Consider the following 20,294-nt stretch of genomic DNA (forward strand, 5'->3'; position numbering starts at 1 on the left):
GGTGGCGTTTCACGAAACAATTCCAGTCTCGCGGTGAAGACAATTTTTCAAGGTTTTTTTAAGTAGGGCACGGACGCCCGCAAACACACACATCACGGAGGATAATCTTATGGCACTCGTAATCAACAGCAATATCGGTTCTCTTAACGCACAACGTAACCTGAACTCGACGTCTAAAGGCATGAACACTGCTATGCAGCGCCTGTCTTCGGGTTTGCGTATCAACAGCGCCAAGGACGACGCCGCCGGTCTGGCCATTTCCGACCGCATGACCGCCCAGATCCGCGGTCTGAACCAGGCTGCCCGTAACGCCAACGACGGTATCTCTCTGGCTCAAACTGCTGAGGGCGCGCTCTCTGAGACCACCAACATCCTGCAGCGTATGCGCGAACTGTCTGTTCAGTCGGCCAACGCCACCAACTCCAGCTCGGACCGCACTTCTCTCGACGCTGAATTCAAGCAGCTGATCTCTGAAATTGATCGGATCGCTACCGACACCACCTTCAACAACACCAAGCTGCTCGATGGCTCTTTCACTAGCCAGGCTTTCCAGGTTGGCGCTAACTCCGGTCAGACCATTTCGGTCAGCGTAGCCGGTGCGACCGCTTCTACCCTGGGTGTCGGCTCCTTGGCCGTTACTTCAGCCTCTGGCGCCAGCGCAGCAATCGGTGCCATTGACACGGCCATTGCCAGCGTGGACAGCATCCGCGGCAATCTCGGTGCGGTGCAGAATCGCTTCGAGTCGACTATCGCCAACCTGCAGAACGTGTCTGAGAACGTCTCCGCCGCCCGTTCCCGTATCCTCGATGCGGACATCGCGTCTGAAACGTCCAACATGACCAAGTACAATATCCTGCAGCAGGCAGGGGTTTCGATCCTGGCTCAGGCCAACCAGACTCCTCAGTTGGCCCTGTCTCTCCTCGGCTAATCGAGAGAACCATCAGTGAGATCGGGGGCCGGATTTCCGGCCCCCCTTTTTCCCGTTGGTAAGAGGAGAAGACCATGAGAGTTGAATCTGTTGCCGCCCAAGGCACATCCCCATTCAAGGAACAGGAGACCCTTGCAACTCAGAAGGTCGAGCGGCAAAGCGCCAGGGACTCCAGCTCGTCTCCTGATGATAAGCAGAAGGTGCCGCCTGAGGAAGTTCTGACCAAGATCAAGGAATTGACTCAGGACGGTGCCTACAGTGTGCGCTTTGAAATGGATGACGCGACCCAAAAGCTGATTATCCGGCTTGTCGATCCGGCTACCGGCGAAATGATCCGACAGATCCCGCCCGAGGAAATCCTTGGTAACGTCAAACATCTGAAGACCCTGCGAGGCAATCTGGTCGATTCGGCCAGCTAAAGAAGGCGGAGGCAGCTATGTCCATTACTTTCGGCGGATTGGCCACGGGCCTGGATACAAATGCCATCATCGATGCGTTGATGCAAATCGAACGCAGGCCGATCGATCGTCTGGAGCGTGAGCAGAGCTACCTCAAAAGCCGCCTGGATGCCTTTAAAAGTTTTGACGGCATTCTGGCGAAGCTGCAGAGTAAATTTGAGGCCTTGGATTCTCAGGACGAAGTCCGTTCCTATGCCGCCAAAGCCGGCACCGACGAATTTTTCGGCGTGTCAACCTCCGGCACGGCGATTCCGGGCAACTACCAGATCGAAGTCCAGAACCTTGCTCAGTTGCAAAAAGATGTCAGTGGCGGATATGCCAGTTCGACGGAACCAGCGTTCGGGCAAGGTGCAATCACCATCAATGGCGTTGATATCACCTATGACGGTGATTCCCTCAGCAGCTTGGTGGATAAGATCAATCTGGCCAATACGGGGGATACGCCGACGGGTGTTTCTGCCTCGATCATCAACGACGGGGTTACCGGCTACCGCATGGTCCTGACGGGGGATGACGCCTCCACCAGCTTTACGGTGAGCGGGAATGAGACAACGGCGGGAACGTACGCAGCCCCGATTTTTACCAATGTTCAATCGGCCATGCAGGCGTCCATTCTGGTCGACAATATCCAGATCAAAAGTGACACGAATACTTTTGATGAGGCGATTCCCGGCATCACCCTCGATTTGACCAAAGCCAACGCCGTTGGCGAGAAAACCAGCCTCAATGTCACCGTTGACAAAGAAGCGGTTAAAACCAAAATCAACGATTTTGTCAAAGCCTATAATGAGGTGTTTGATTTTATCGCTCGGCAATCCGAGTCCGATTGGGGCAAAGATTCCAGTTTCCGCAGCGTCAAGCGTCGCCTTCAGGATTTGCTTACGACGCCAGTCGGCGTTTCGGGAAGCTATACCATGCTGTCTCAGTTGGGCCTCAAAACCGAACGAGACGGTACTCTGACGGTCAGCGATGCGCAGTTGACCGAAGCGATCGATAATGACCTCGACGGAATCGCCAAATTGCTGGCCGGAGAGACCGGTGTCGATGGAATCAGCACCTTGTTCAAAGGTTATCTGGACAGCATGACCGACAGTTCTGATGGGATTTACGCCAGTCGCAAGGAGACCACGGATAGCAGTCTCCGGCGCATCGACCTCAATATTCTGAGGCTTGAGGACCGCCTTGAGCAAAAAGAGAAAAACCTTCGGGCCCAGTACAGCGCGTTGGAGGAGCTCGTTTCGGTAATGAACTCGCAAAGTGCGTATCTGTCCCAGCAACTGAGTGCCTTGAACGTTAGAGCCTAAAGCGGAGTTTCTTATGAACGCCTATTTCAACCAATATCAGAATACCCAGGTTTCGACAGCCTCGCGCGAGCAGATCCTTCTTATGCTATACGATGGTGCGATCCGCTTTGTGCGTCAGGCCGAAGAGGCCATGGCGGCGAAGAATTTCAGCCAAAAAACGGTTATGATCAACAAGGCCATGGCGATCATCACCGAATTTTCGGCAACCCTTGATTTTGAGGTTGGTGGGGACATTGCGCATAATCTTTACGCCTTGTACGACTACATGAACCGGGAGCTGGTCAAAGGGAATGTCTCCAATGACCCGGCTCATCTGCAGATTGTCCTCAAACTTTTAACGGAGTTGCGGGAAACTTGGGCTGAGGCCGTCGAAATCTACCGGAAAGAGAAAGCGGCTGAAAAAAATGCCGCGGTTTCCTCTCAGGCAGGTGCCGGAGAGGGGCGAACCCTCGCCGTGTCACTGTAGCGGCCCCACCGCAGGAGAAGGCAATGGATAACGCGATGAACATGGAAGAAAGGCTGTTGGAAAAAGGCGAATTCTTTTTCGCAAAGGGCTCCCTCGACCTGGCTGTGCAGATGTTTCGTGAGGTGTTGGATCTGAACCCCCGCCGCAAAGAGGCGCATAATAACCTGGGCTGCGTTTTCTTTCAGCAGGGAGTGATGGACAAGGCCGAAGAGAGTCTGCTCAGGGCTTACGCCCAGGACTGCGATTATCTTAATGCTGCCGAAAACCTGGCGGAGCTGTATAAGCAGATGAAAAATTACCGCCGTGAACTCTTTTTTCGCCAGGAGGCGGTCAAGATCGAGCAGGATAACCCTTCCCGCTGGAATGCTTTGGCACTCTGCTGGCTGGAACTGGGAAATGCCGCCGAGGTGCAGAGGGCTTTTGAGAAATCCCTTTCTCTCGATGGTGGACAGGCGCAGATTCGTGACCTTCTTGCCGAGCTAGCTTCGATGAATAAGGAAGCTGCCGCAGTCTGAAAAAGGATGGAAATGGACAGCTGCCAGAATAATGAGGATCGATTGACCGAATTATTGCGCGAATCCTTGACAGGATATGAACAGCTACTTTCTCTGAATGAAGAAATCCTCGATATAAACATACAGGCTGCCCCGGAAGCGATTGAGTCGTACAGACAACGCGTAAAAAGTCTGTTGGTCGAGATTCAGAAGGTGGATAATCGGGCTGCAAGGGTTGTAGACGAGCTATCTGCACAGCCTGAAAACCCATTGCACCAGCAACGCCAGGAGCTTCTGCAGCGCCTTGAGGAGCAGAACCGATTGATTTCTGAGAAAATCCGTGGCATGATGTCCCTCATTTCGGCCGAAATCGGGCAGTTGCGGGGGGGGATGACGGCCATGTCCGGTTACCACGGTGACTGTGACCAGAAAGGCAGTGTCCTCAAAAAGTCCTGCTGATCCCCCCTCCCCAGATCATTGCAGCAAGGATTCATCCGTGTCCTCCTTAACGCTTCTCAGCCATTTGCAAGACTCCAAGGTCGTGCGTGTCTTCGTGCCGCTGAAAAACGGTGACCGCAAACGCCTGGACGGTGTAGCCAAGGTCGTCAACGACACCCTGGTCGAAGTCAGCTTCCTGCCCGATCAACTTCCAGTCTCTGATATTGAAATCCTTCAAAAGGCCTTGATCTCTCTCGATACAGGCGATGGTACCCTTTCGTTAAACTGCTCGATCGAGAAGATCGTCAGTGACGAGAAGCTCTTGCTGATGGCGACCGAATCAATCAGCCATGAGCAAAAACGCGAATGGTTTCGGGTGGATGGGAACTTCGCCGTCAAGTACTGGCCGGTCACGGAAAAAGGGGCCCCAAGCGGTGATACCGCCACGGGAGAGACCATCGATATCAGCGGCGGTGGCGTGCGTCTGGCGGTCAAAGAGTGTCTGCCGGTACGAACCCGTCTGCGCATGGAGATCGAGATGGCAGAGCATGGCGAGAAAGTCACCTGCATCGGGCGCGTCATGCGCGTGATCCGCACCTTCAGCGGTCGTTCGCAGATGGGGGTGCAGTTTGAGGATATGGAGAATGAGGAGAGGGATAAGATCGTCGCCTTCTGCCTGGCCGAGCAGCGGCGGCAGTTGCGCCTGAAGGTGCAGGTGGTGGGGACGGTTTAGGGACTTATTCGTCATACGTGGTTTTTTTGAGGCCTCTGCCGTAATGGTGGGGGCTTTTTTAATTTTTTCGGTCCGGTAAGTCTTAAAACCGGCGGGTTGCGCCCCGCCTTGACGCCTTCCTTTTCTTGCTCGTCCAAGAAAAGGAAGCAAAAGAAGGACGCCCGGCTCCTTGCCCTGCGGGTTCCCTCCGCTCCGCCGCCCGTCCGGGGGCGGGCAAAAACTCGCTGCGCTCAAACATTTGCCCGCCTCTTCCCGGCCGGTCGGCTACGCTCCGGCAGCGTCACATGGGGGGGAAGCAGAAAACCCTGGGCTGAAACGGTTTTGACTTGCCCTTTGTGGTTTGTCCTCCCCCTGAGAACTCGCCTTCGTCGGGCGGAGGTTTCGGGAAAAGCCGTGAGCTTAAGCGCAGCGTATGTGAACGGCCTCGAAACTTCTGCCCGTCGAAGGGAACCTGCGCCAGCAGGCGAGTGAACCGGGGGCGCCCTTTGGGTCCAACCCTTTGGGCGAACAAAGGGTTGGGCGGCGTCAGGGGCCGCGCCCCCTGGGTTTTAAAACCCTTTAGCCACGAATAAAGGCAAATAAGGGCAAATGAAGGCAAAAACCAGGCTTGGGGTAATCCCTAAAAACGCCTCTTAGGGTTTTCATTCGTGTCCATTCACCCTTATTCGTGGCGCTCTTTTGACCTTTGACCGATTATCCCGCGCAGGCGTTACGACAACAGCGTCTCCACCTTGGCAAGAACCTCGTCGATAACTTCCTGCTCTACCTCCCCCTCTTTTTTCGCTTTGCGGGCCCGCCAGTCGAGGCTTTTGAGCTGATCGGCCAGCGCTACGCCGGGTTTGCCGCTGACTGTAGTAGCCACTTCAAAAGGATAGCCCTTGACCGCCGTGGTCAGGGGACAGCAGAGCATCAAGCTGGTCAGCTTGTTGTACCGTTGCGGGGACAGAACGAGCGCAAGACGGTGTCCGGCCTGTTCATGACCGGCCTGGGGGCTAAAGTGGAGCCAGACCACATCCCCTCTTTTGGGTACATAGGCCATGCTTTACAACCCCTCCTTGCCGACAGACTCGCCATAATCGCATTCATCATGAAGATTCTCTGGTTTTATCCCCGCCAGAAGATCATCCAGCGCATACGTCTGCTTTTCGCGAACAGGTTCTATGACGATGGTGTGGTCGCGTACACTGATCTCCACCGACGAATCGAGATGTACACCAGCCTCGTCTGTCAGGGCTTTAGGCAGGCGAAGAGCCAAGCTGTTTCCCCATTTTTGAACTTTTGTGAGCATGATTGCCTCCCTGAAGAAATATGCCCCAACCATAGCACGTATATACAATGTGTCAACATTTCGTTTGCGCTATGGGGCCAAGTCTGTAACCCTTTAGACACGAATAAAGGCAGATAGGGGCAAATGAAGGCAAAAACCAGGCTCTGGGTTAATTCCCAAAGTATTTATTGGGCCTAATTTTCTCGACTATTCCAGGCCAGTCGGCAGCGCCACTCGGAGTGAACACAGGAAGACAAACCTCCCCCTGAGAACTCACCTTCGAGGGGCGGAGGTTTCGGGAAAAGGCGTGAACTTAAGCGCAGCGCATGTGAACGGCCCCGAAACATCTGCCCGTCGAAGGGAACCTGCGCCAGCAGGCGAGTGAACCGGGGGATCACTTTGGGGCCAACCCTTTGGGCGATCAAAGGGTTGGGCGGCGTCAGGGGCCGCGACCCCTGGGTTTTAAAGCCCTTTAGCCTCGAATAAAATCAGATAAAGGCAAATGAAGGCGACCCCCAATCCTGAGGTTAAATCCTAAAAGCGCCTCTTAAGGTTTTCCCTTATTCGTGGCAAAAAGACTGCATCCGCTCAGGCGAAGGCATATTCTCCCGTTTGCGAGGCATGTGGGGGGAGAAAGTCAAGAAAGGCATCTTCGGGGGAGAACATCTCGGTGCGGTTGCGGCCTTTGCGCTTGGCGGCGTAGAGGGCGCAATCTGCCTGTTCGACCACATCCTGGGGTGAGATGGTGTTGTCGCCGGCAAAGCAGGTCAGGCCGATACTGATGGTGATGGGCTGGCCGAGCAGCCCGAATCTTTCGCTAACGGCCTGTAGGCTCTTGTGGATGCGGCTGGCCAGGGTGAAGGCCTGGGGAGCGTTGGTCTCAGGCAGAATAATGGCGAATTCCTCGCCGCCGTACCGGCAGGGGGTGTCCGTGCGTCGTACCGTGCGTCCAAGGCATTTGGCCACTTCCTGCAGCACCCGGTCCCCCTGGCCGTGGCCGTAGGTGTCGTTGACCTTTTTGAAGTGGTCCAGATCGAGGAGCATGAGAGAGAAGGGTTTGCCGGTCCGCACACTTCGGGCCAGTTCGGCTTCGAGGGTGACGTCGAAGAAGGCGCGATTGTACAGATGAGTCAGCGAGTCGGTCAGCGCCAGGCGGGCCAGGTCGCTTTTGACCTGGCGCAGGTGATCCATCCGTTCTTTCTGGCGCAGATGGGCCCGGATGCGCGCGGCCATTTCCTGGCCGCAGATGTCGGCGGGTAGACAGTCGCAGGCGCCGAGGTCGAGGGCGAGGATGCGATCGCTGGCTTCTCCCTTTTCTATCAGCACGACCACCGGGATATCGCTCAATTCTTCCTTCTTTTTCAGGGCTTTCAGCCAATCCAAACTGCTGGGCGTGAGCTTCTGCTGCTGGCAGAAGATCATGGCGACCTGTCGCAGGTGGACAGATTCCAGGGCCGATTGACCGTTGGTCGTCATGCAGACGTCGGCAAAGAGACTGGTGGCTCTGAGAGCGTCGGTCAATGCCTGACGTTTAGGGGATGCGGGGGCGATAATGAGCGCTGAACTGTGCATAAGAAGAATATCCATCTCGGTGTTAAAAGATTCCTGTACCAGTCTTATCGGCAAATTTCAGCCAGAATTTAGGCCCATTTTTTTATTAAAGATTTCGCTGTATGGTGTCGATAAAGGTCTTATGAATATTATCCCGCCCATGTCTCCCACCCCTTTTGCCGTGCAGCCGGTGGTTTCCGCCAGCGGTCTGCATGAACAACGGCAATACGACCTGCATCCCAACCAGATGGTGCGGGCAACGGTGGCCGAGGGCGGTGCGGACCGGGCCCTGCTCGATCTGGGCCATCAGCAGGTGCTGGCCGAAACGAAAGTCCCTCTGCAGAAGGGGCAGAAGCTCAGCCTGGTGGTGGTGGAGACCTCACCCCAGCTGATTCTTCAGATCGTGGAGGATAAACTCGCCAGCCGCCTGATGCGTTCTCTTCATTTGCTGGCGGAAAAGCCGGAGATGTTGCCGCTGCTCGGCCGCCTGCTGGCGGGTTCCTTCCGCGGCAAGGGGCTGGCTGAACAAGCGCAGGCCGTACTCGGACGCGCTGTTGAACTGATGCGCCTGCCGCCCGAACAGCTTAAAGGGAGCAGTCTGGCGGAGTTGGTTCGCGTGCTGGGACTCGACACCGAGGCTCTGCTGGCCAGAGGCGACGACACTAGGGCGCTTGCTGGCCTCAAGGGCGCGCTGCTGCAAGCTGCCGGTTTGCTCGCCGAGGAGAGTGCGACGGCGACCCTGATGGAAAAACAGCTGCAGGGGCTCGAACTCTTTCAGCTCTGCCGGGCCCGTCTGGAGCAGGAGTCGATGCTTTTCATCCCTCTGCTGCTGCCTTTTTTGGAGCAGGGTTTTGTTGTTGGTGAAAAGAACGGCTCTTCCAAAGAAGGGGAGGATGACGGAGCGCGGATGCTCTCCCTACATCTGCGCCTGGAAGGGCTCGGCAACCTGCAGATCCGCCTTTTGAACGATGGCAAGGGGCTTTTTCTGCGTTTTTATTGTGAATCGCAGGAAATCGCCGACTTTGTGGCGTCTTTCGCCGATGAGTTGAAGGAGATGCTGACCTTGCTGCCCCTGCAGGGTGTTGTTTTTACCGATGGGGCACGGGAGCCGGCCAGGGTGTTGGCTGAAACGGTGAGACCGGATCGTGACAGTCTTCTTGATGCCAGGGTGTAGGGTATGAGTGAGGATAAGCCGCTGAAAAAGGCCGTGGCCCTGCAATACGACCGCGAGAAGGCGGCGGCACCGCGCGTGGTGGCCAGCGGTCGCGGCGAGATTGCCGAGCGTATCCTGCAGACGGCCAGGGAGGCGGGCTTGCCAGTGCGCGAAGATGCGGACCTGCTGGAAGTTCTGGCCCGCATTCCCGTCGGTGAGGAGATCCCCGAAGATCTTTATCAGGTTGTCGCTGAGATCCTCGCCTTTGTTTACCGGGTCAACGGACGGTATAAAGAGAAGGCCGGCACCTGAGGGTGCCGCCCGGCTCATCACGCTTTGTTCGAGGGCTTCCCCTCTTTTGATTCAGGAGATGTGCAGTATGATAGATAATATTCGAGAAAATAACGCCTTCGAGGCGGACGCCACACGGGATGAGGACACCATGGAGAACAAGTTCCTCACCTTTCATCTGGGGCAGGAGGATTACGGTATCGAAATCCGCCACGTCACGGAGATCATCGGCGTGCAGAAGATCACCGACGTGCCCGACATGCCTGACTACATCAAAGGGGTGATCAATCTGCGCGGCAAGGTCATCCCCGTGATGGATGTGCGCGCCCGCTTCAAGCTGCCGCCGCGGGCCTACGATGATCGCACCTGCATCATTGTCGTGCAGTATAACGGGACGGCCGTGGGACTGGTGGTGGATGAGGTGAGCGAGGTGGCCAATATCGCCCGTGACCAGATTGAGCCGCCGCCGCGAACCAGCCGTGGTAAGAGCAGCCGTTTCTTCAGCGGCATGGGCAAGATGGGCGATGAGGTAAAGATTCTGCTCGATGTGGAGCGCCTGCTCTACGACGAGGAACGTTTAAGTGCTGGGCTGGTGGATCAGGCTTAGTTCGTTGCCTGCCGTTAATTGATACAGAAAAGGCCTGCCTGTCGGCAGGCCTTTTTATTGGGGTCAGGCTGGGCCTGGTTAAAAGGGCGTCTTGGCGAAGTGGCGCTTGGTGGCGTCCTGTAGCTTGCTGACGGCGTTGAAGGACTCCTTGAGCAGGTCCTGCTCGTTTTTGGGTAGCGCGTAGGGGTCGAGGTGGTGGCTTGGTTCCTTTCCCCGCTCCACCATGGCGATCTCGTGGCGCAGCCGCAGAAAGATGAGGGCCTCAAAGGCGGCGCGGATGTGTTCGGCGGTTTCAGGGGCAAAGACGTGGCTCTCCACCAGGGCTTTAAGGCGGTCGAGGGTGGTGATGCGGTTGATTTCCTTCTCTAAGGTGAACATGCGGATGCAGTCGACGATATAGACAATCCCCCCCTGCTTGAGCGAGAGTTCCCCTTCGTGTTCGCCGCCTTTGTCGACGATAAACCTGCCCAGCAGTCCCACCGGAACCTTGTAGCGCAGATCCAGCGACATGACGTGGTAGAGGAAACCGGGAAATTCCCGGATGAGGTGGTGCACCCGGTCCCGCAGATCCTGGGCCAGGGTCGGGTCGCCCACCAGGGGCGAAAAGTCGAAAAAGATGGAGGAATAGCGAACTTTCTGGGGCTCGGGATCATGCACCCAGTCGGCAATGCGCTCCTCCCAGTCCTGCAGGCGGCCGCGCCAGGCCGGGTTGTTGGCCATGACCTTGCCGCTGCACAGCGGGTAGCCGACCTGCGCCAGCGCCTGGACGACCTTTTCGGCCAGGGGGGCGAAAAAACCTTCGATCTCCGGCATCCGCTCATCGGGGACATCCTCGAAGATGAAGCCGTGGTCCTGATCCGGCCCCAGCAGCATTTCCCGGCGGCCGCCGCTGCCCATGATGAGGAAGCAATAGCGGATGTCGGGGAGAAAATTCCCCTCGGCCAGATGCTGTTCCAGGCAGATTTCGTAGGTGCGCCGAATGATACCGTGATGGATGTAGGAGATGATCTCCATGACCTCCGGAGTGCTGCGCGTCTCTGACAGCAAGGCGCGGGCTACCGTAACGATTTCCCGGCGGATGGCGGCCAGCCCGGCCAGGGTCGTTTCGTCCCGGATGGTGCCGACCAGCACCATGGCTTTTTGGCTGCGGTAGCGCAGCAGGTCGCGCAGGGTAACGATGCCCACCACCTCGCCGCGATCGATCACGGGCAGATGCTTGATACGGTGGCCGGTCATGTAGGCCATGGCCTCGTACATGTAGGTGTCGGGCGCCATGGTATAGGGGTGGGCGGTCATGATATCGCGGGCGCGCAAGGTCTGGCTGTTCGCCTGCTCCGGGGCGATGACCTTGTAGACCAGGTCTTTCTCGGTGATGATGCCGCAGGGCCGGTTTTTCTCGTCGAGAACGAGAACCGAACTGATCTTTTTTTCCATGAGGCGGCGGGCCACCTGCTGGGCGGTTTCATCGGCTTCGCAGGTCACCACGGTGGTTACCATGATCTCCGACAGCCGTTTTTTAAAAGGATAGGCTTCGACCTGGGTCAGGGCTTTCTGCGTAAAGTCGGTGACCATTTCCGAGTAGAGCTGACGCACACGTGAGTGGACGATGCGGGCGAAGTAGGCGCTCAGCTGCGGATGGTCTTTCTCGGCCCGTTTGAGGATATCCTGGGGGATGAGGTAGCACTCCGTCGCCTTGACGGTGCGGGCGCCGCCCGTATAGGGCTCGCCGGTGAAAATGGGGGTGCCCCCGAAAAAGGTGCCTTCCTTACGATAGTCCACCACCATGTCCGAGCCGCCGGGGGTCGTGACGACGATTTCGACCAGGCCTTCCTTGATCACATAGAGATAGCCCGTGGGTGGATCGTTCTGGTGAAAGATATGATGGTTGGCGGGATACTTTCGCACCGAAGCGGCCGTGCTGATCTCCTGAAAGATCTCTTCGGGCAGATGGTTGAACGGCTCGGTGTCTTTGAGATGTCTGATGAGACTCATGCCGGATTCCGGGGTCAAGGGATAGGGAACTGTCGCGGACATTCACCGAGCCACCCTGGCGGCGGCCCGGTGATTAAAATGGCGTTTCATTATGGTCTGGAATGGCTTAAATGGCAACCCCTTTAGGGGGTCTTCGTTGCAGAGTGGACGGTTCTGTCTTCTTCCTCCACATAGCCGGGCAGGTTGTGGAGCTTGCGCAGAATATTGTCCATGCGGGTAGCCGACTCGTCGCTCACCCGTTCATCGGTCAGGTTGGAGACGAGGATATTGAGGAGAAAGGCCAGAGGACAGACGATAAGGGACGATGAAGTGGCCGGCAGCAGGCCTTCCGGCCCGAACAGAGGAATGCCGGCAATCCAGCCGGCCATGGCCGTGAGGGTCAGGGTGAGACCGAAAATAATGCCGGCCAGGGCGCCGTATTTGTTGGCCTTGCCGTACCAGACAGCGAGTACGGCGGCCGGGAAGATCGTGTTGCCGGCGATGGCAAAGGCCATGGCGACGATCTGGGCGATGAGGGCCGGCGGGTTCAGGGCGGCGATGACCACGATGGCGCAGATAATGATCGTGAAGATGCGGCCGACATGCAAGGCCTCCCGGTCGGTGCAGTCGGGTTTAAAAACGGTGGCATACCAGTCGTGAGCTATGGCCGAGGCACCGGCGACCAGCAGACCGGCGACAGTGGATAGGCCGGCGGCCATAGCCCCACCGGCCAGGTAGCCGATAAACGGTATGCCGAGACCCGCCCGTTCGGGAGCGGACAGGATAATGACGTCAGCTACCGCCTTGCCGCCCAGAGGGTTCCAGAATTTACCCATGGCGGCGTAGACGGGGGAGGACCAGTAAAGCAGGCCGATGAAGAAGAGCCCCCACAGCACGGACTTGCGGGCGATATCCTCATTCTTGACGGTGTAGAAGCGGATCATGATATGAGGGAGTCCGGCAGTGCCGACCATGAGCGTGAAGGCCAGGGCGATGAACTGGTAGATGTTCCCCATGCCCCAGGGCAGAAAGTCGCGGCGGAGTTGATCCAGGGCTTCCGCTGAAAGTTGGCCGGAGGCGACTTTGCCGTCCATGAGACCGGAGAGGATGGCGCCGTACTCGAGTTGCGGCAGCCAGCCCGTACCGCCTGCCTTTTTGATCAACAGCCAGAGCGGAATGAGAAAGGCGGAAATGAGAACGACATACTGGATCTGCTGGTTGCGGGTGACCCCGCGCATGCCTGAGATGAGCATGTAGGTGAGAACGACACCGGCAGCGAGGAGAACACTGGCCGTGTAGTCGATGCCGAAAATCCAGCCGCAGATGAGGCCGATGCCCTTGAATTGCGCGGTGGCGTAGGTGATGGCGATGATAACGGTCACGGCTGCCGAAATCAGGCGGACGGCGTGGCTGTCGTAACGGTCCCCGAGAAATTCGGGGATAGTGTACTTGCCGAAGCGGCGGATCTGGGCGGCCAGCAAGGTCAGGAGGAGCACGTAGCCGCCGGTCCAGCCAAGAATGTAGCCCAGGCCGAACCAGCCCTTCAGGTAGAGCAGACCGGCCACGCCCATGAAGGAGGCCGCCGACATCCAGTCCGAGGCGATGGCGGCGCCGTTGCCGATTTTGCCTATTCCTCGCCCGGCCACCCAGTAGCCGGAGGTCTCCGATACCTTGGAGAGAAAACCGACGCCGATATAGACACCGAGCAGGACGAGCAGAATAATCGCCGGAATCATCTTGAAGCCCGGTTCCACCTGGTAGATCTCTTCGCCGACGGCCAGAGCGGGCAGAGGGATGGCCAGCAGAATAATCAGGGTTGCCGCTGTCTGGGAAAGAAGCCGGGTCATGTCAGCCCCTCCTCAGCGGTGGCGGCGCGATCTGTTGCTGGCCGACGCGACGCTCCCAGAGAAAGCAGTAGAGCTTGCACAAAAGCACATAGCCGATGGTGCAGCCCTGAGCCACCAGCCAGTAGTGCAGGGGAAAACCCAAAAAACGCCCGCGGGTAAAGAACGACTCGCCCAGACCCTTGGGGTCGCCCAGTCCGGCCAGCCAGATGATGAGGGGGACGCCAAAGCTCAGAAAGGCCCAGAGCAGAAGGATGGTTTTGATGACAGCCGTCTCATTCCGCATGTTCCGGTGCACAGGGCGAAAGAAGTTGACCGTCACTCGTTGTCGTGCCGTCATTCAGGTCTCCCGATTTAAGTTGCCGAATTTTATGGGATTTGAAAACAAATGCGCGATGGCGTCAGTCGTGCTCGCCATCAAAGTAGCGGCCCAGGTGGCCGAGTTTGGAAGAGATAATATCACCGGCATCCTTGATTTGGGGAAGAATTTCTTCCTGCAGGCGTTCATCGGTCATCCGAAAGTCGGGACCGACGCAACAGAGGCTCCCCACCACTTCGCCGCCGGAGCGGAACAGGGGCACCGCCACGCTGACTACCCCCTCGCCCAGACCGCCGCGGTCAAGGCAGAAGCCATCGCGGGCAATAGTCTGCTGTTCGGCCGGGGGTAGGGCTGGAACGTCCCGGCCCTTTTTGCCGTTTGAGCCATGAGACGATCCGTTGCCTGCGACCCGAGAAGCCAGGATGACCTTGCCAGCCGCAGTGGCCGAAATTTGATAGCGATTGCCGGCGAGGGAGACGATTTTGACCTGGGCGCTGGTGTCGACCATATCCAGGAGAAGAATACTGGGATCGCGGGGAACTGCAAGATAAACGGCCTCATTTATCTGCCGAACCAGGCGTTCCATAATGGGCTTGGCTTTGCGCAGCAGATGCATGCGAGAGAGAAATTTCTGCCCCATCTCATAGGCGGACAGGCCAAGACGGTATTTGCCGGAGCCTTTTTCCCGTTCGACGTAGCCCCGGTTTTCGAAGGTGGCCAACAGGCGAAAAACGCTGGTTTTGTTCATGCCCAGCCGTTCGCTCAGTTGGGAGATGCGGACTTCGTCCCCTTCTTCGCAGAGGGCTTCAAGGACATCGAGCGCGTTATCCACCGACTGGATGGAGTAGGATTCTTTTTCCCGGGTAGGCACTGTTTTTCCTCCTTGACATCCAATGGTGGCAGGCGCGGCTGTAAGTGGAACCGATTGCCGCATAAAATGGGTTTTGTTAATGTGTTGATGTAAAAAATAATACACTGTTTTATTTATGTCAACTTCATTCGGTAGAAAAACTGGAAGGGGGTGCGGGAAGAGCTAAAGCCTTTGGATGAACGTTTTTCGGTCGGCAATTAAGATCTGGGAGGGTGGATGCTGTGAAACGAAAGATCGGTGTGTGCGACCTGTTTGACGGTCGATTTTATTACAGCGATACTCCAATAAAAAAATTGTTTTATTTATGAGGCAAGGTCAGTAGAAAGATGGTGGGTGGGGGCAAGAGTGTCGGCTGGTCTGGATAACGGGTGAAATCAGGTTTTGTCCACGAAAGCACCGGGTTGTTCTTGAAGTTTTTCAATGATGGGGCGATCTGCCGGCAGGATGTCGAAGTCACTCAATTCCTCGGGCCTCACCCAGCGATGCTCGGACACCTGAATGTTTTGTACTCTGGTGTTCAGGGGCCGACAGAGGTAGGCCAGAATCAGCACCGGCCCCCAATCATAGCGATGATACACCACTTCGAAGATGTCGCTGGTTTCGACCTCCAGGGCCAGTTCTTCGCGGAGTTCCCGCCGCAGCCCTTGCGAGGGTGATTCGCCGGGGTCTAGCTTGCCGCCGGGAAATTCCCACATGCCGCCGTGCTTGCTGCCGCCTGGTCGACGGGTGATGAGGATGCGGCCCTGATGACAGACGATGCCGGCGGTGACGATGAGGGGGAGGCTCTTGTTCATGGGATCCTTGTGAATGGGGATGGAACGGGCAGTATAGCGGCGCCGGCGCTGCGAAAAAAGGTTTTTTTGCTGACAGCCTCCTTTGGTTGTGTTAAAAATTGCCCCGCAAAACCCTGCCAATGGAAGGTTGACTTATGTTCAAATTGTCTGACAAAGGGCGCGGCATCCGGGAGATGTTCGACACCATCGCCCCCCGTTATGATCTGCTCAATCGTCTTCTCTCACTGGGCATTGACCGCCGCTGGCGGGCCTTTGCCGTGAGGCAGTTGCAGATTCCCGAGGGCGGGCGCGTTCTTGACGTGGCGACGGGCACGGGGGATGTCGCCCTCGAGATCGCGACCCGCACCCCCGATTCGGTGCGCATCGTCGGCGAGGATCTGACCCAGGGCATGCTGCGCATCGGGCAGGAGAAGATCGCTGCTTCCGCCTTTGCCCACCGCATCTTTCTGGTAAACGCGCCTTGCGAGGCCATGCCGCATCCGGGCTCCGTCTTTGACGGCGTCACCATTGCTTTCGGTATCCGCAATGTGGTCGATCGCCTGGCGGGGTTGCAGGAAATGGTGCGGGTGCTCAAGCCGGGCGGCCGAGCCGTCATTCTTGAATTTTCCAATCCGCGCAGCCGCCTGTTCAAGGCCCTTTACTACTTCTATTTCCGCCGGGTGCTGCCCTTTATCGGCGGCCTGCTCTCCAAACGCAGCGCCTACCAATACCTGCCCGATTCCGTACTCGAGTTTCCCGACCAGCAGACCTTCAAGGGGATGATGGCCGAGGCCGGCTTCACGGACCTGCGCCATTTCGATCTCACCTTCGGTATCGCGACGATCTACGTCGGGGTGCGCCCCTGATTTCTACTCAACATTGTTCTGCCTGCCACGGCGGCCTTCGGGCCGCCTTTTTTGTTGCCGCAAAACCGCTATACTTTGTTTTTAGTGGTTCAGAATCCCCGGATGGCAATGGGAAGGAGGTTGGTGTGAAACAGGTTCTGTTGATTATCGACATGCTCAACGACTTTGTGCGGACGGGCGCTGCCCTGGAAGTTCCCAAGACCCGCCTTATTCTGCCCGATCTGCAGGCGCGTCTGCACCAGGCCCGGGCCGCTGGCGTCCCGGTCGTCTTTGTCTGCGATGCTCACGCCGCCGACGACCGGGAGTTTGAGCGCATGGGCTGGCCGCCTCATGCGGTGCGTGGCAGCGAAGGGGCCCAGATTGTAACGGAATTGTCGCCTCTGCCGGGCGAAGCGGTGGTGGAAAAGACGACCTATTCGGGATTTTACCAAACGGAACTCGAATCGGTCCTGACGGATCTGGAGGCGCAGGAACTGGTGCTTACCGGCTGCGTAACCAACATCTGCATTTTTTACACTGCGGCCGATGCTGTTATGAGGGGCTACCAAGTTCGCGTGCCCCGGCAGCTCGTGGCCGATATCGAGGCCGCTGACGGACGCTTTGCCCTGGAGCAGATGGACAAGGTGCTGGGCGTGACGGTGGAGTGATTCAGAACGGGAGGCTTTATTCCCCGTCTCGATCCCCTTTTGTCTCACCTGTGCCCAAGGATTCCAGGTCCGTGATGACTTTGCCGGGCAGGCCGAGGGTACGTTTGAAAATGCCCAGCACCGTTTCTGACACAGAGGTGATGGGGATGGCACTGACTTCGGGATCCTTGCCGCTGCCCTCCACTTTGAACTGGGCGGTGACCAGGGCTTTGTCCTCGCCGGTCAGCAGCCAACCGGCCAGCGGGATACTGGAGACGATTTTGTCGACCGTCCCCAGCGGCTTGATTCCCAGGGTCAGGTTCAGCTGGTCGTCGATCAGGCTGTAGCTGCCGACGAGAGAAAGATTCATGGCGTTGCTGTCAATGAACAGGTCCTTCGTACTCAGAACACCCTGGTCCAGGGAAATAGAGGTGTGCAGTGTGTTGAAAGGCATGCCTTCTTCGGCCATGTCCGGCAGCTGCAGAGAAAAGATTTGCGAGACGTTCAGCAGGGAGAAAACCCGGGACAGGGTCTTGAGCTGCCGCAACACCCCTTTTTTGATTTCCAGATTGATCCCCCCCAGCGATGTGGTCAGAAAATCTTTGCCCAGCCGTCCTTGCAGATAAAAGTCGCCGCGCATGGTGCCGGTAACCAGGCCGCGGTGCTCGAGCATCTCCTGATAGATGGTGGCGGCATCGAAGTTCTCCAGATGACCTGAGATGCGCAGCAGGGAAGGGGAACCCTGGCTGCTGTCCACCAGAACCTGGCCGATGCCGTAGCCGTCCTTGGCGTGAAAGCGGATGGGGGAAATGCCGAGTACGTGGTCTTTGAGCCAGATGTCCCCTTCGGCATTGGTGAATCGAAGATTACCGATAGAGCCCTGGGCGGCCCGGGCCTTAATGTCCACCTGTACCCTCGACCGTTTCCCTGAGCGCTGTTCGGCTCTATCCTTTTCGTCCTCCTTACGGCTGGAATCGTCCTGCCAGAGCGCGATAACCTCGTCGATATTGGCGATGGGCGAGGCGATGTCCAACCGTACGCTCGGCTGTCCCTTCCAGTGGATGCGTCCTCTCACCTGAGCCTCGGTCCCTCGCTCCAGTCGCACATCGACGGGGTCGAATTCCATACCCTCCCGATCGAAATGCAGACGCCCGACGATGTCATGCAGTACGGCCACCTCGGAAGGGAAGATAATGTCCTGGGCTCTCACCGCCTCTCCACGGACATCGACCTGCAACTGGAACGCGTCGTAGCGGTGCAGGCGGGCGTCAGCGACAAGTGCGGACTCCCCCAGTTTCAGCGCCAGGTTCTCGCCGATGGCGTGTTCGGGATGCAGGCGGATGCGTCCGTTGATGGCCGTCAGATCGGGGATGACCCGGGTGAGATGGACGCCCACATTCTGAACGACGGCCTCGCCGCCACGGAAGGCAATCCCCTGGCGGTCGCCGGCCAACTGGAGGTCGAAAGTTGCCCGGCCACGGGGGGCGAGCCATTTGAGAAAAGGCAGGTAGTTAGGCAACTCGGCCAGATCTTGTGCCTTCCCGTGGATGTCCAGGTGGTAAGGGTGCTCCTCTTGCGGGCTCAGGTCGCCCGAAAGGCCAACCTGCAGAGTCGGAAATGACAGGCTGCCCTGCACCAGGGTGAGGCTGTCGGGTCGGCGCCGCAGCAATAGGGTCAGACGGCTGTTCGTTTCCGACGATTTGGACAGAATGCGTGGCCAGTCAATCGCCAGGCTATCCAAGGTGGCATCTACGTCAAGGTCGAGATCCTCCCAAGGACCCTGAGCTGAAACAGTAAAGGGGACAGCCCCTTGCAGGGAGGCGGGGTGTTCTCGCAGGGCGGGCAGGGCAGACTTGAGCCAGGGGACGTCGATGGCGCCGGCCGCCCGCAGAGAAAGCTGGCGGTTGGCGGTGAAGGGGGAGCGCAGGGTGCCTTCCAGGCGAAAGGCGTGCCCGGCCGTGTTGGCGGTCACTTCCAGAGCGAGTTCGTCATCCTGCAGATCGACCTGGCCGGCCAGTTTGGTCATGTCCAGATTCGGCAGTAAGCGCAGGCGGCCATCCCGAAGGATCAGCCGGGCGTTTTGCACCAGGAAACGGTGGCCTGTCGGCCGGGTATTGTCCGGCTGGATCGCAGCTGTCAGGGAGGTGAGTTCCACACTGCCCTCTTGCAGAAGGTTGGCGAAGCGGGCGCCCTTTTCACTCTCGGGAAAGAAGGCGCTGATGGCCGTAATGGGAAGGGGTTTGCTGGACCAGGAGGTTTGCAGTCGCAGGCCGTCATCGACAGTCTCCAGCGAGGACTCTCCTTGCAGGTGGAGGTTGCCCCCGTCCAATCGCAGGTCACTTAACCTATGGATACCCTTCTGGGGACGCCAGTGGCCGGAAAGGGCCAGGGGAAAGAGATCTTTGCCCCTGATTCCAACCGCTGGCGACTGCAGGGAAAAGTCGTCGCCCCAAAGGCGCAGCCTGAAGTCCATCCCTTCGTTAAAAGAACCGGAGCTTTCCAGAAGAAGGGAGGTTTGTCCTGAGGCCGTAAGGGAGGGGGCGGACGCCGGAAAAAAGGCCGTGATGAGCCCGGCGTCCAGGTCAGCCAGATTGAGGGTCACCTGGATAGAGGTCTTACGCCAGCTCTCCAGGTCGGCTGGCAGACCGATGGCCCCCGTCATCGACAGGTCGGCGGCGTTCCCCCCGTAAAGCCACTGCGCTTTTAGGGCCAGTTGACTCGTTTGGCCTGGGGCCAGGTTTTCGAGATAGAAATCCACATTGTTTAACGTAGAAACGATCAGGCGATCAGGCTGCCGCTGATCCAGAAGTTCAAAGTGCCCCTGTACGATCGTCAAGGACTGAATCCTGCCCTGGGAAAGGAAGCCGACATCCAGCAGGGGGCGGAAGGGCTGGGAGGGTGGGGGCAAGGGGACAGAATCCGGCGGCACCGAAGAGAGCCGATGACGAAAGCGGGGGCGGTCGAGTAAAATGTCCCGCAGGGCGATCTTTCCTGTAAGCAGGGGCCAGAGATCCAGTTTGAACAGAATGCGTTCGGCGCGTAAAATCTCCTCGTCGCCGTCACCCGTGCCGATGCTCAGGTCAGAGAAACTAAAAGCGGGTCCGGGTTCAAAAGTCAGTTGGACCGCGCCCAGCTGGACGGGAAGAGACAAGGCTCCGGCCAGGGTGTCTTCAAGTTGGCGGCGATAGGTGTTGAGGTCGAGGGTGTACAGAAAGAGGACGATGCCGGCCAGGCACAGGACCAGTAGAACACCGAGGAAGATGAGGAGTTGACGCAGCCGTGCCATGCGTGAGCCTTTTCGTGGAAAGTGAGTGGACAGGTGATTTTAAACGGA

Annotated in this window: 21 protein-coding genes; 12 read left to right on the forward strand and 9 right to left on the reverse strand. The window is 57.7% G+C overall.

Annotation, left to right across the window (positions count from 1 at the left end):
- Positions 1 to 109 precede the first annotated feature (109 nt).
- The 7 genes from MJO47_RS15125 to MJO47_RS15680 all read left to right on the forward strand — a co-directional run bounded on the left by MJO47_RS15125 (position 110) and on the right by MJO47_RS15680 (position 4,821).
- Positions 110 to 928, forward strand: a complete 819-nt coding sequence (locus MJO47_RS15125) for a flagellin domain-containing protein (protein WP_253961998.1) — start codon at positions 110 to 112, stop codon at positions 926 to 928.
- 74 nt (positions 929 to 1,002) lie between these two features.
- A complete protein-coding gene (locus MJO47_RS15130) occupies positions 1,003 to 1,347 on the forward strand; it encodes a flagellar protein FlaG (RefSeq protein WP_253961999.1) in 345 nt (114 codons plus the stop codon).
- Between the two features lie 17 nt (positions 1,348 to 1,364).
- Positions 1,365 to 2,690, forward strand: coding sequence for a flagellar filament capping protein FliD (fliD, locus tag MJO47_RS15135; RefSeq protein WP_253962000.1), 1,326 nt, complete (start codon positions 1,365 to 1,367; stop codon positions 2,688 to 2,690).
- A 13-nt stretch (positions 2,691 to 2,703) separates the two neighbouring features.
- Positions 2,704 to 3,156 carry a flagellar export chaperone FliS gene (fliS, locus tag MJO47_RS15140; RefSeq protein ID WP_253962001.1) on the forward strand — a complete coding sequence of 151 codons (453 nt, stop codon included), beginning with the start codon at positions 2,704 to 2,706 and terminating at the stop codon, positions 3,154 to 3,156.
- A gap of 23 nt (positions 3,157 to 3,179) precedes the next feature.
- Positions 3,180 to 3,671, forward strand: a complete 492-nt coding sequence (locus MJO47_RS15145; protein WP_253962002.1) for a tetratricopeptide repeat protein — start codon at positions 3,180 to 3,182, stop codon at positions 3,669 to 3,671.
- Positions 3,672 to 3,683: 12 nt separating this feature from the next.
- A complete protein-coding gene (locus MJO47_RS15150; protein WP_253962003.1) occupies positions 3,684 to 4,109 on the forward strand; it encodes a hypothetical protein in 426 nt (141 codons plus the stop codon).
- A gap of 37 nt (positions 4,110 to 4,146) precedes the next feature.
- Complete coding sequence (locus MJO47_RS15680; RefSeq protein ID WP_253962004.1) at positions 4,147 to 4,821, forward strand: PilZ domain-containing protein; 675 nt, start codon at positions 4,147 to 4,149, stop codon at positions 4,819 to 4,821.
- Between the two features lie 709 nt (positions 4,822 to 5,530).
- Here the strand turns inward: MJO47_RS15680 and mazF are convergent.
- The 3 genes from mazF to MJO47_RS15170 all read right to left on the reverse strand — a co-directional run bounded on the left by mazF (position 5,531) and on the right by MJO47_RS15170 (position 7,675).
- Positions 5,531 to 5,860 carry an endoribonuclease MazF gene (gene mazF, locus MJO47_RS15160; protein ID WP_253962005.1) on the reverse strand — a complete coding sequence of 110 codons (330 nt, stop codon included), beginning with the start codon at positions 5,858 to 5,860 and terminating at the stop codon, positions 5,531 to 5,533.
- Between the two features lie 3 nt (positions 5,861 to 5,863).
- Positions 5,864 to 6,109: an AbrB/MazE/SpoVT family DNA-binding domain-containing protein gene (locus MJO47_RS15165; protein WP_253962006.1), complete on the reverse strand. Its 246-nt coding sequence runs from the start codon at positions 6,107 to 6,109 to the stop codon at positions 5,864 to 5,866.
- Between the two features lie 567 nt (positions 6,110 to 6,676).
- Positions 6,677 to 7,675 carry a diguanylate cyclase domain-containing protein gene (locus tag MJO47_RS15170; RefSeq protein ID WP_253962007.1) on the reverse strand — a complete coding sequence of 333 codons (999 nt, stop codon included), beginning with the start codon at positions 7,673 to 7,675 and terminating at the stop codon, positions 6,677 to 6,679.
- A gap of 106 nt (positions 7,676 to 7,781) precedes the next feature.
- On the opposite strand from MJO47_RS15170, the gene MJO47_RS15175 reads away from it, so the two are divergent.
- From MJO47_RS15175 to MJO47_RS15185, 3 genes are all read left to right on the forward strand, one after another.
- The gene (locus tag MJO47_RS15175) at positions 7,782 to 8,813 is read left to right on the forward strand and encodes a flagellar hook-length control protein FliK (RefSeq protein WP_253962008.1); all 1,032 of its coding nucleotides are present in this window, start codon (positions 7,782 to 7,784) and stop codon (positions 8,811 to 8,813) included.
- A 3-nt stretch (positions 8,814 to 8,816) separates the two neighbouring features.
- Positions 8,817 to 9,104: an EscU/YscU/HrcU family type III secretion system export apparatus switch protein gene (locus MJO47_RS15180; protein ID WP_253962009.1), complete on the forward strand. Its 288-nt coding sequence runs from the start codon at positions 8,817 to 8,819 to the stop codon at positions 9,102 to 9,104.
- Positions 9,105 to 9,171: 67 nt separating this feature from the next.
- A complete protein-coding gene (locus MJO47_RS15185) occupies positions 9,172 to 9,690 on the forward strand; it encodes a chemotaxis protein CheW (RefSeq protein WP_253962010.1) in 519 nt (172 codons plus the stop codon).
- Between the two features lie 78 nt (positions 9,691 to 9,768).
- Here the strand turns inward: MJO47_RS15185 and MJO47_RS15190 are convergent, their stop codons facing one another.
- The 5 genes from MJO47_RS15190 to MJO47_RS15210 all read right to left on the reverse strand — a co-directional run bounded on the left by MJO47_RS15190 (position 9,769) and on the right by MJO47_RS15210 (position 15,489).
- On the reverse strand, positions 9,769 to 11,682 hold the full coding sequence (locus MJO47_RS15190) for a putative nucleotidyltransferase substrate binding domain-containing protein (protein WP_253962011.1): 1,914 nt from the start codon (positions 11,680 to 11,682) through the stop codon (positions 9,769 to 9,771).
- 122 nt (positions 11,683 to 11,804) lie between these two features.
- The gene (locus MJO47_RS15195; protein WP_253962012.1) at positions 11,805 to 13,508 is read right to left on the reverse strand and encodes a VC_2705 family sodium/solute symporter; all 1,704 of its coding nucleotides are present in this window, start codon (positions 13,506 to 13,508) and stop codon (positions 11,805 to 11,807) included.
- Position 13,509: 1 nt separating this feature from the next.
- The gene (locus MJO47_RS15200) at positions 13,510 to 13,845 is read right to left on the reverse strand and encodes a DUF4212 domain-containing protein (RefSeq protein ID WP_253962013.1); all 336 of its coding nucleotides are present in this window, start codon (positions 13,843 to 13,845) and stop codon (positions 13,510 to 13,512) included.
- 61 nt (positions 13,846 to 13,906) lie between these two features.
- On the reverse strand, positions 13,907 to 14,695 hold the full coding sequence (locus MJO47_RS15205) for a helix-turn-helix domain-containing protein (protein ID WP_253962014.1): 789 nt from the start codon (positions 14,693 to 14,695) through the stop codon (positions 13,907 to 13,909).
- 374 nt (positions 14,696 to 15,069) lie between these two features.
- Positions 15,070 to 15,489, reverse strand: a complete 420-nt coding sequence (locus MJO47_RS15210; RefSeq protein WP_253962015.1) for a (deoxy)nucleoside triphosphate pyrophosphohydrolase — start codon at positions 15,487 to 15,489, stop codon at positions 15,070 to 15,072.
- A 134-nt stretch (positions 15,490 to 15,623) separates the two neighbouring features.
- On the opposite strand from MJO47_RS15210, the gene ubiE reads away from it, so the two are divergent.
- Positions 15,624 to 16,334, forward strand: coding sequence for a bifunctional demethylmenaquinone methyltransferase/2-methoxy-6-polyprenyl-1,4-benzoquinol methylase UbiE (ubiE, locus tag MJO47_RS15215; protein WP_253962016.1), 711 nt, complete (start codon positions 15,624 to 15,626; stop codon positions 16,332 to 16,334).
- A 125-nt stretch (positions 16,335 to 16,459) separates the two neighbouring features.
- Positions 16,460 to 16,981, forward strand: coding sequence for an isochorismatase family protein (locus MJO47_RS15220; RefSeq protein WP_253962017.1), 522 nt, complete (start codon positions 16,460 to 16,462; stop codon positions 16,979 to 16,981).
- A 16-nt stretch (positions 16,982 to 16,997) separates the two neighbouring features.
- Here MJO47_RS15220 and MJO47_RS15225 read toward each other — a convergent pair whose 3' ends face one another.
- A complete protein-coding gene (locus tag MJO47_RS15225) occupies positions 16,998 to 20,246 on the reverse strand; it encodes an AsmA-like C-terminal domain-containing protein (RefSeq protein ID WP_253962018.1) in 3,249 nt (1,082 codons plus the stop codon).
- Positions 20,247 to 20,294 lie beyond the last annotated feature (48 nt).

Source organism: Desulfuromonas sp. KJ2020 (assembly GCF_024197615.1).
Taxonomy (GTDB): domain Bacteria; phylum Desulfobacterota; class Desulfuromonadia; order Desulfuromonadales; family SZUA-540; genus SZUA-540.

Bases quoted from the DNA above. Each gene is read 5' to 3' on its own strand.
- MJO47_RS15125 (WP_253961998.1), top strand. From the start codon at position 110: ATGGCACTCGTAATCAACAGCAATATCGGTTCTCTTAACGCACAACGT.
- MJO47_RS15130 (WP_253961999.1), top strand. From the start codon at position 1,003: ATGAGAGTTGAATCTGTTGCCGCCCAAGGCACATCCCCATTCAAGGAA.
- fliD (WP_253962000.1), top strand. From the start codon at position 1,365: ATGTCCATTACTTTCGGCGGATTGGCCACGGGCCTGGATACAAATGCC.
- fliS (WP_253962001.1), top strand. From the start codon at position 2,704: ATGAACGCCTATTTCAACCAATATCAGAATACCCAGGTTTCGACAGCC.
- MJO47_RS15145 (WP_253962002.1), top strand. From the start codon at position 3,180: ATGGATAACGCGATGAACATGGAAGAAAGGCTGTTGGAAAAAGGCGAA.
- MJO47_RS15150 (WP_253962003.1), top strand. From the start codon at position 3,684: ATGGACAGCTGCCAGAATAATGAGGATCGATTGACCGAATTATTGCGC.
- mazF (WP_253962005.1), bottom strand. From the start codon at position 5,860: ATGGCCTATGTACCCAAAAGAGGGGATGTGGTCTGGCTCCACTTTAGC.
- MJO47_RS15165 (WP_253962006.1), bottom strand. From the start codon at position 6,109: ATGCTCACAAAAGTTCAAAAATGGGGAAACAGCTTGGCTCTTCGCCTG.
- MJO47_RS15170 (WP_253962007.1), bottom strand. From the start codon at position 7,675: ATGGATATTCTTCTTATGCACAGTTCAGCGCTCATTATCGCCCCCGCA.
- MJO47_RS15175 (WP_253962008.1), top strand. From the start codon at position 7,782: ATGAATATTATCCCGCCCATGTCTCCCACCCCTTTTGCCGTGCAGCCG.
- MJO47_RS15180 (WP_253962009.1), top strand. From the start codon at position 8,817: ATGAGTGAGGATAAGCCGCTGAAAAAGGCCGTGGCCCTGCAATACGAC.
- MJO47_RS15185 (WP_253962010.1), top strand. From the start codon at position 9,172: ATGATAGATAATATTCGAGAAAATAACGCCTTCGAGGCGGACGCCACA.
- MJO47_RS15190 (WP_253962011.1), bottom strand. From the start codon at position 11,682: ATGAGTCTCATCAGACATCTCAAAGACACCGAGCCGTTCAACCATCTG.
- MJO47_RS15195 (WP_253962012.1), bottom strand. From the start codon at position 13,508: ATGACCCGGCTTCTTTCCCAGACAGCGGCAACCCTGATTATTCTGCTG.
- MJO47_RS15200 (WP_253962013.1), bottom strand. From the start codon at position 13,845: ATGACGGCACGACAACGAGTGACGGTCAACTTCTTTCGCCCTGTGCAC.
- MJO47_RS15210 (WP_253962015.1), bottom strand. From the start codon at position 15,489: ATGAACAAGAGCCTCCCCCTCATCGTCACCGCCGGCATCGTCTGTCAT.
- ubiE (WP_253962016.1), top strand. From the start codon at position 15,624: ATGTTCAAATTGTCTGACAAAGGGCGCGGCATCCGGGAGATGTTCGAC.
- MJO47_RS15225 (WP_253962018.1), bottom strand. From the start codon at position 20,246: ATGGCACGGCTGCGTCAACTCCTCATCTTCCTCGGTGTTCTACTGGTC.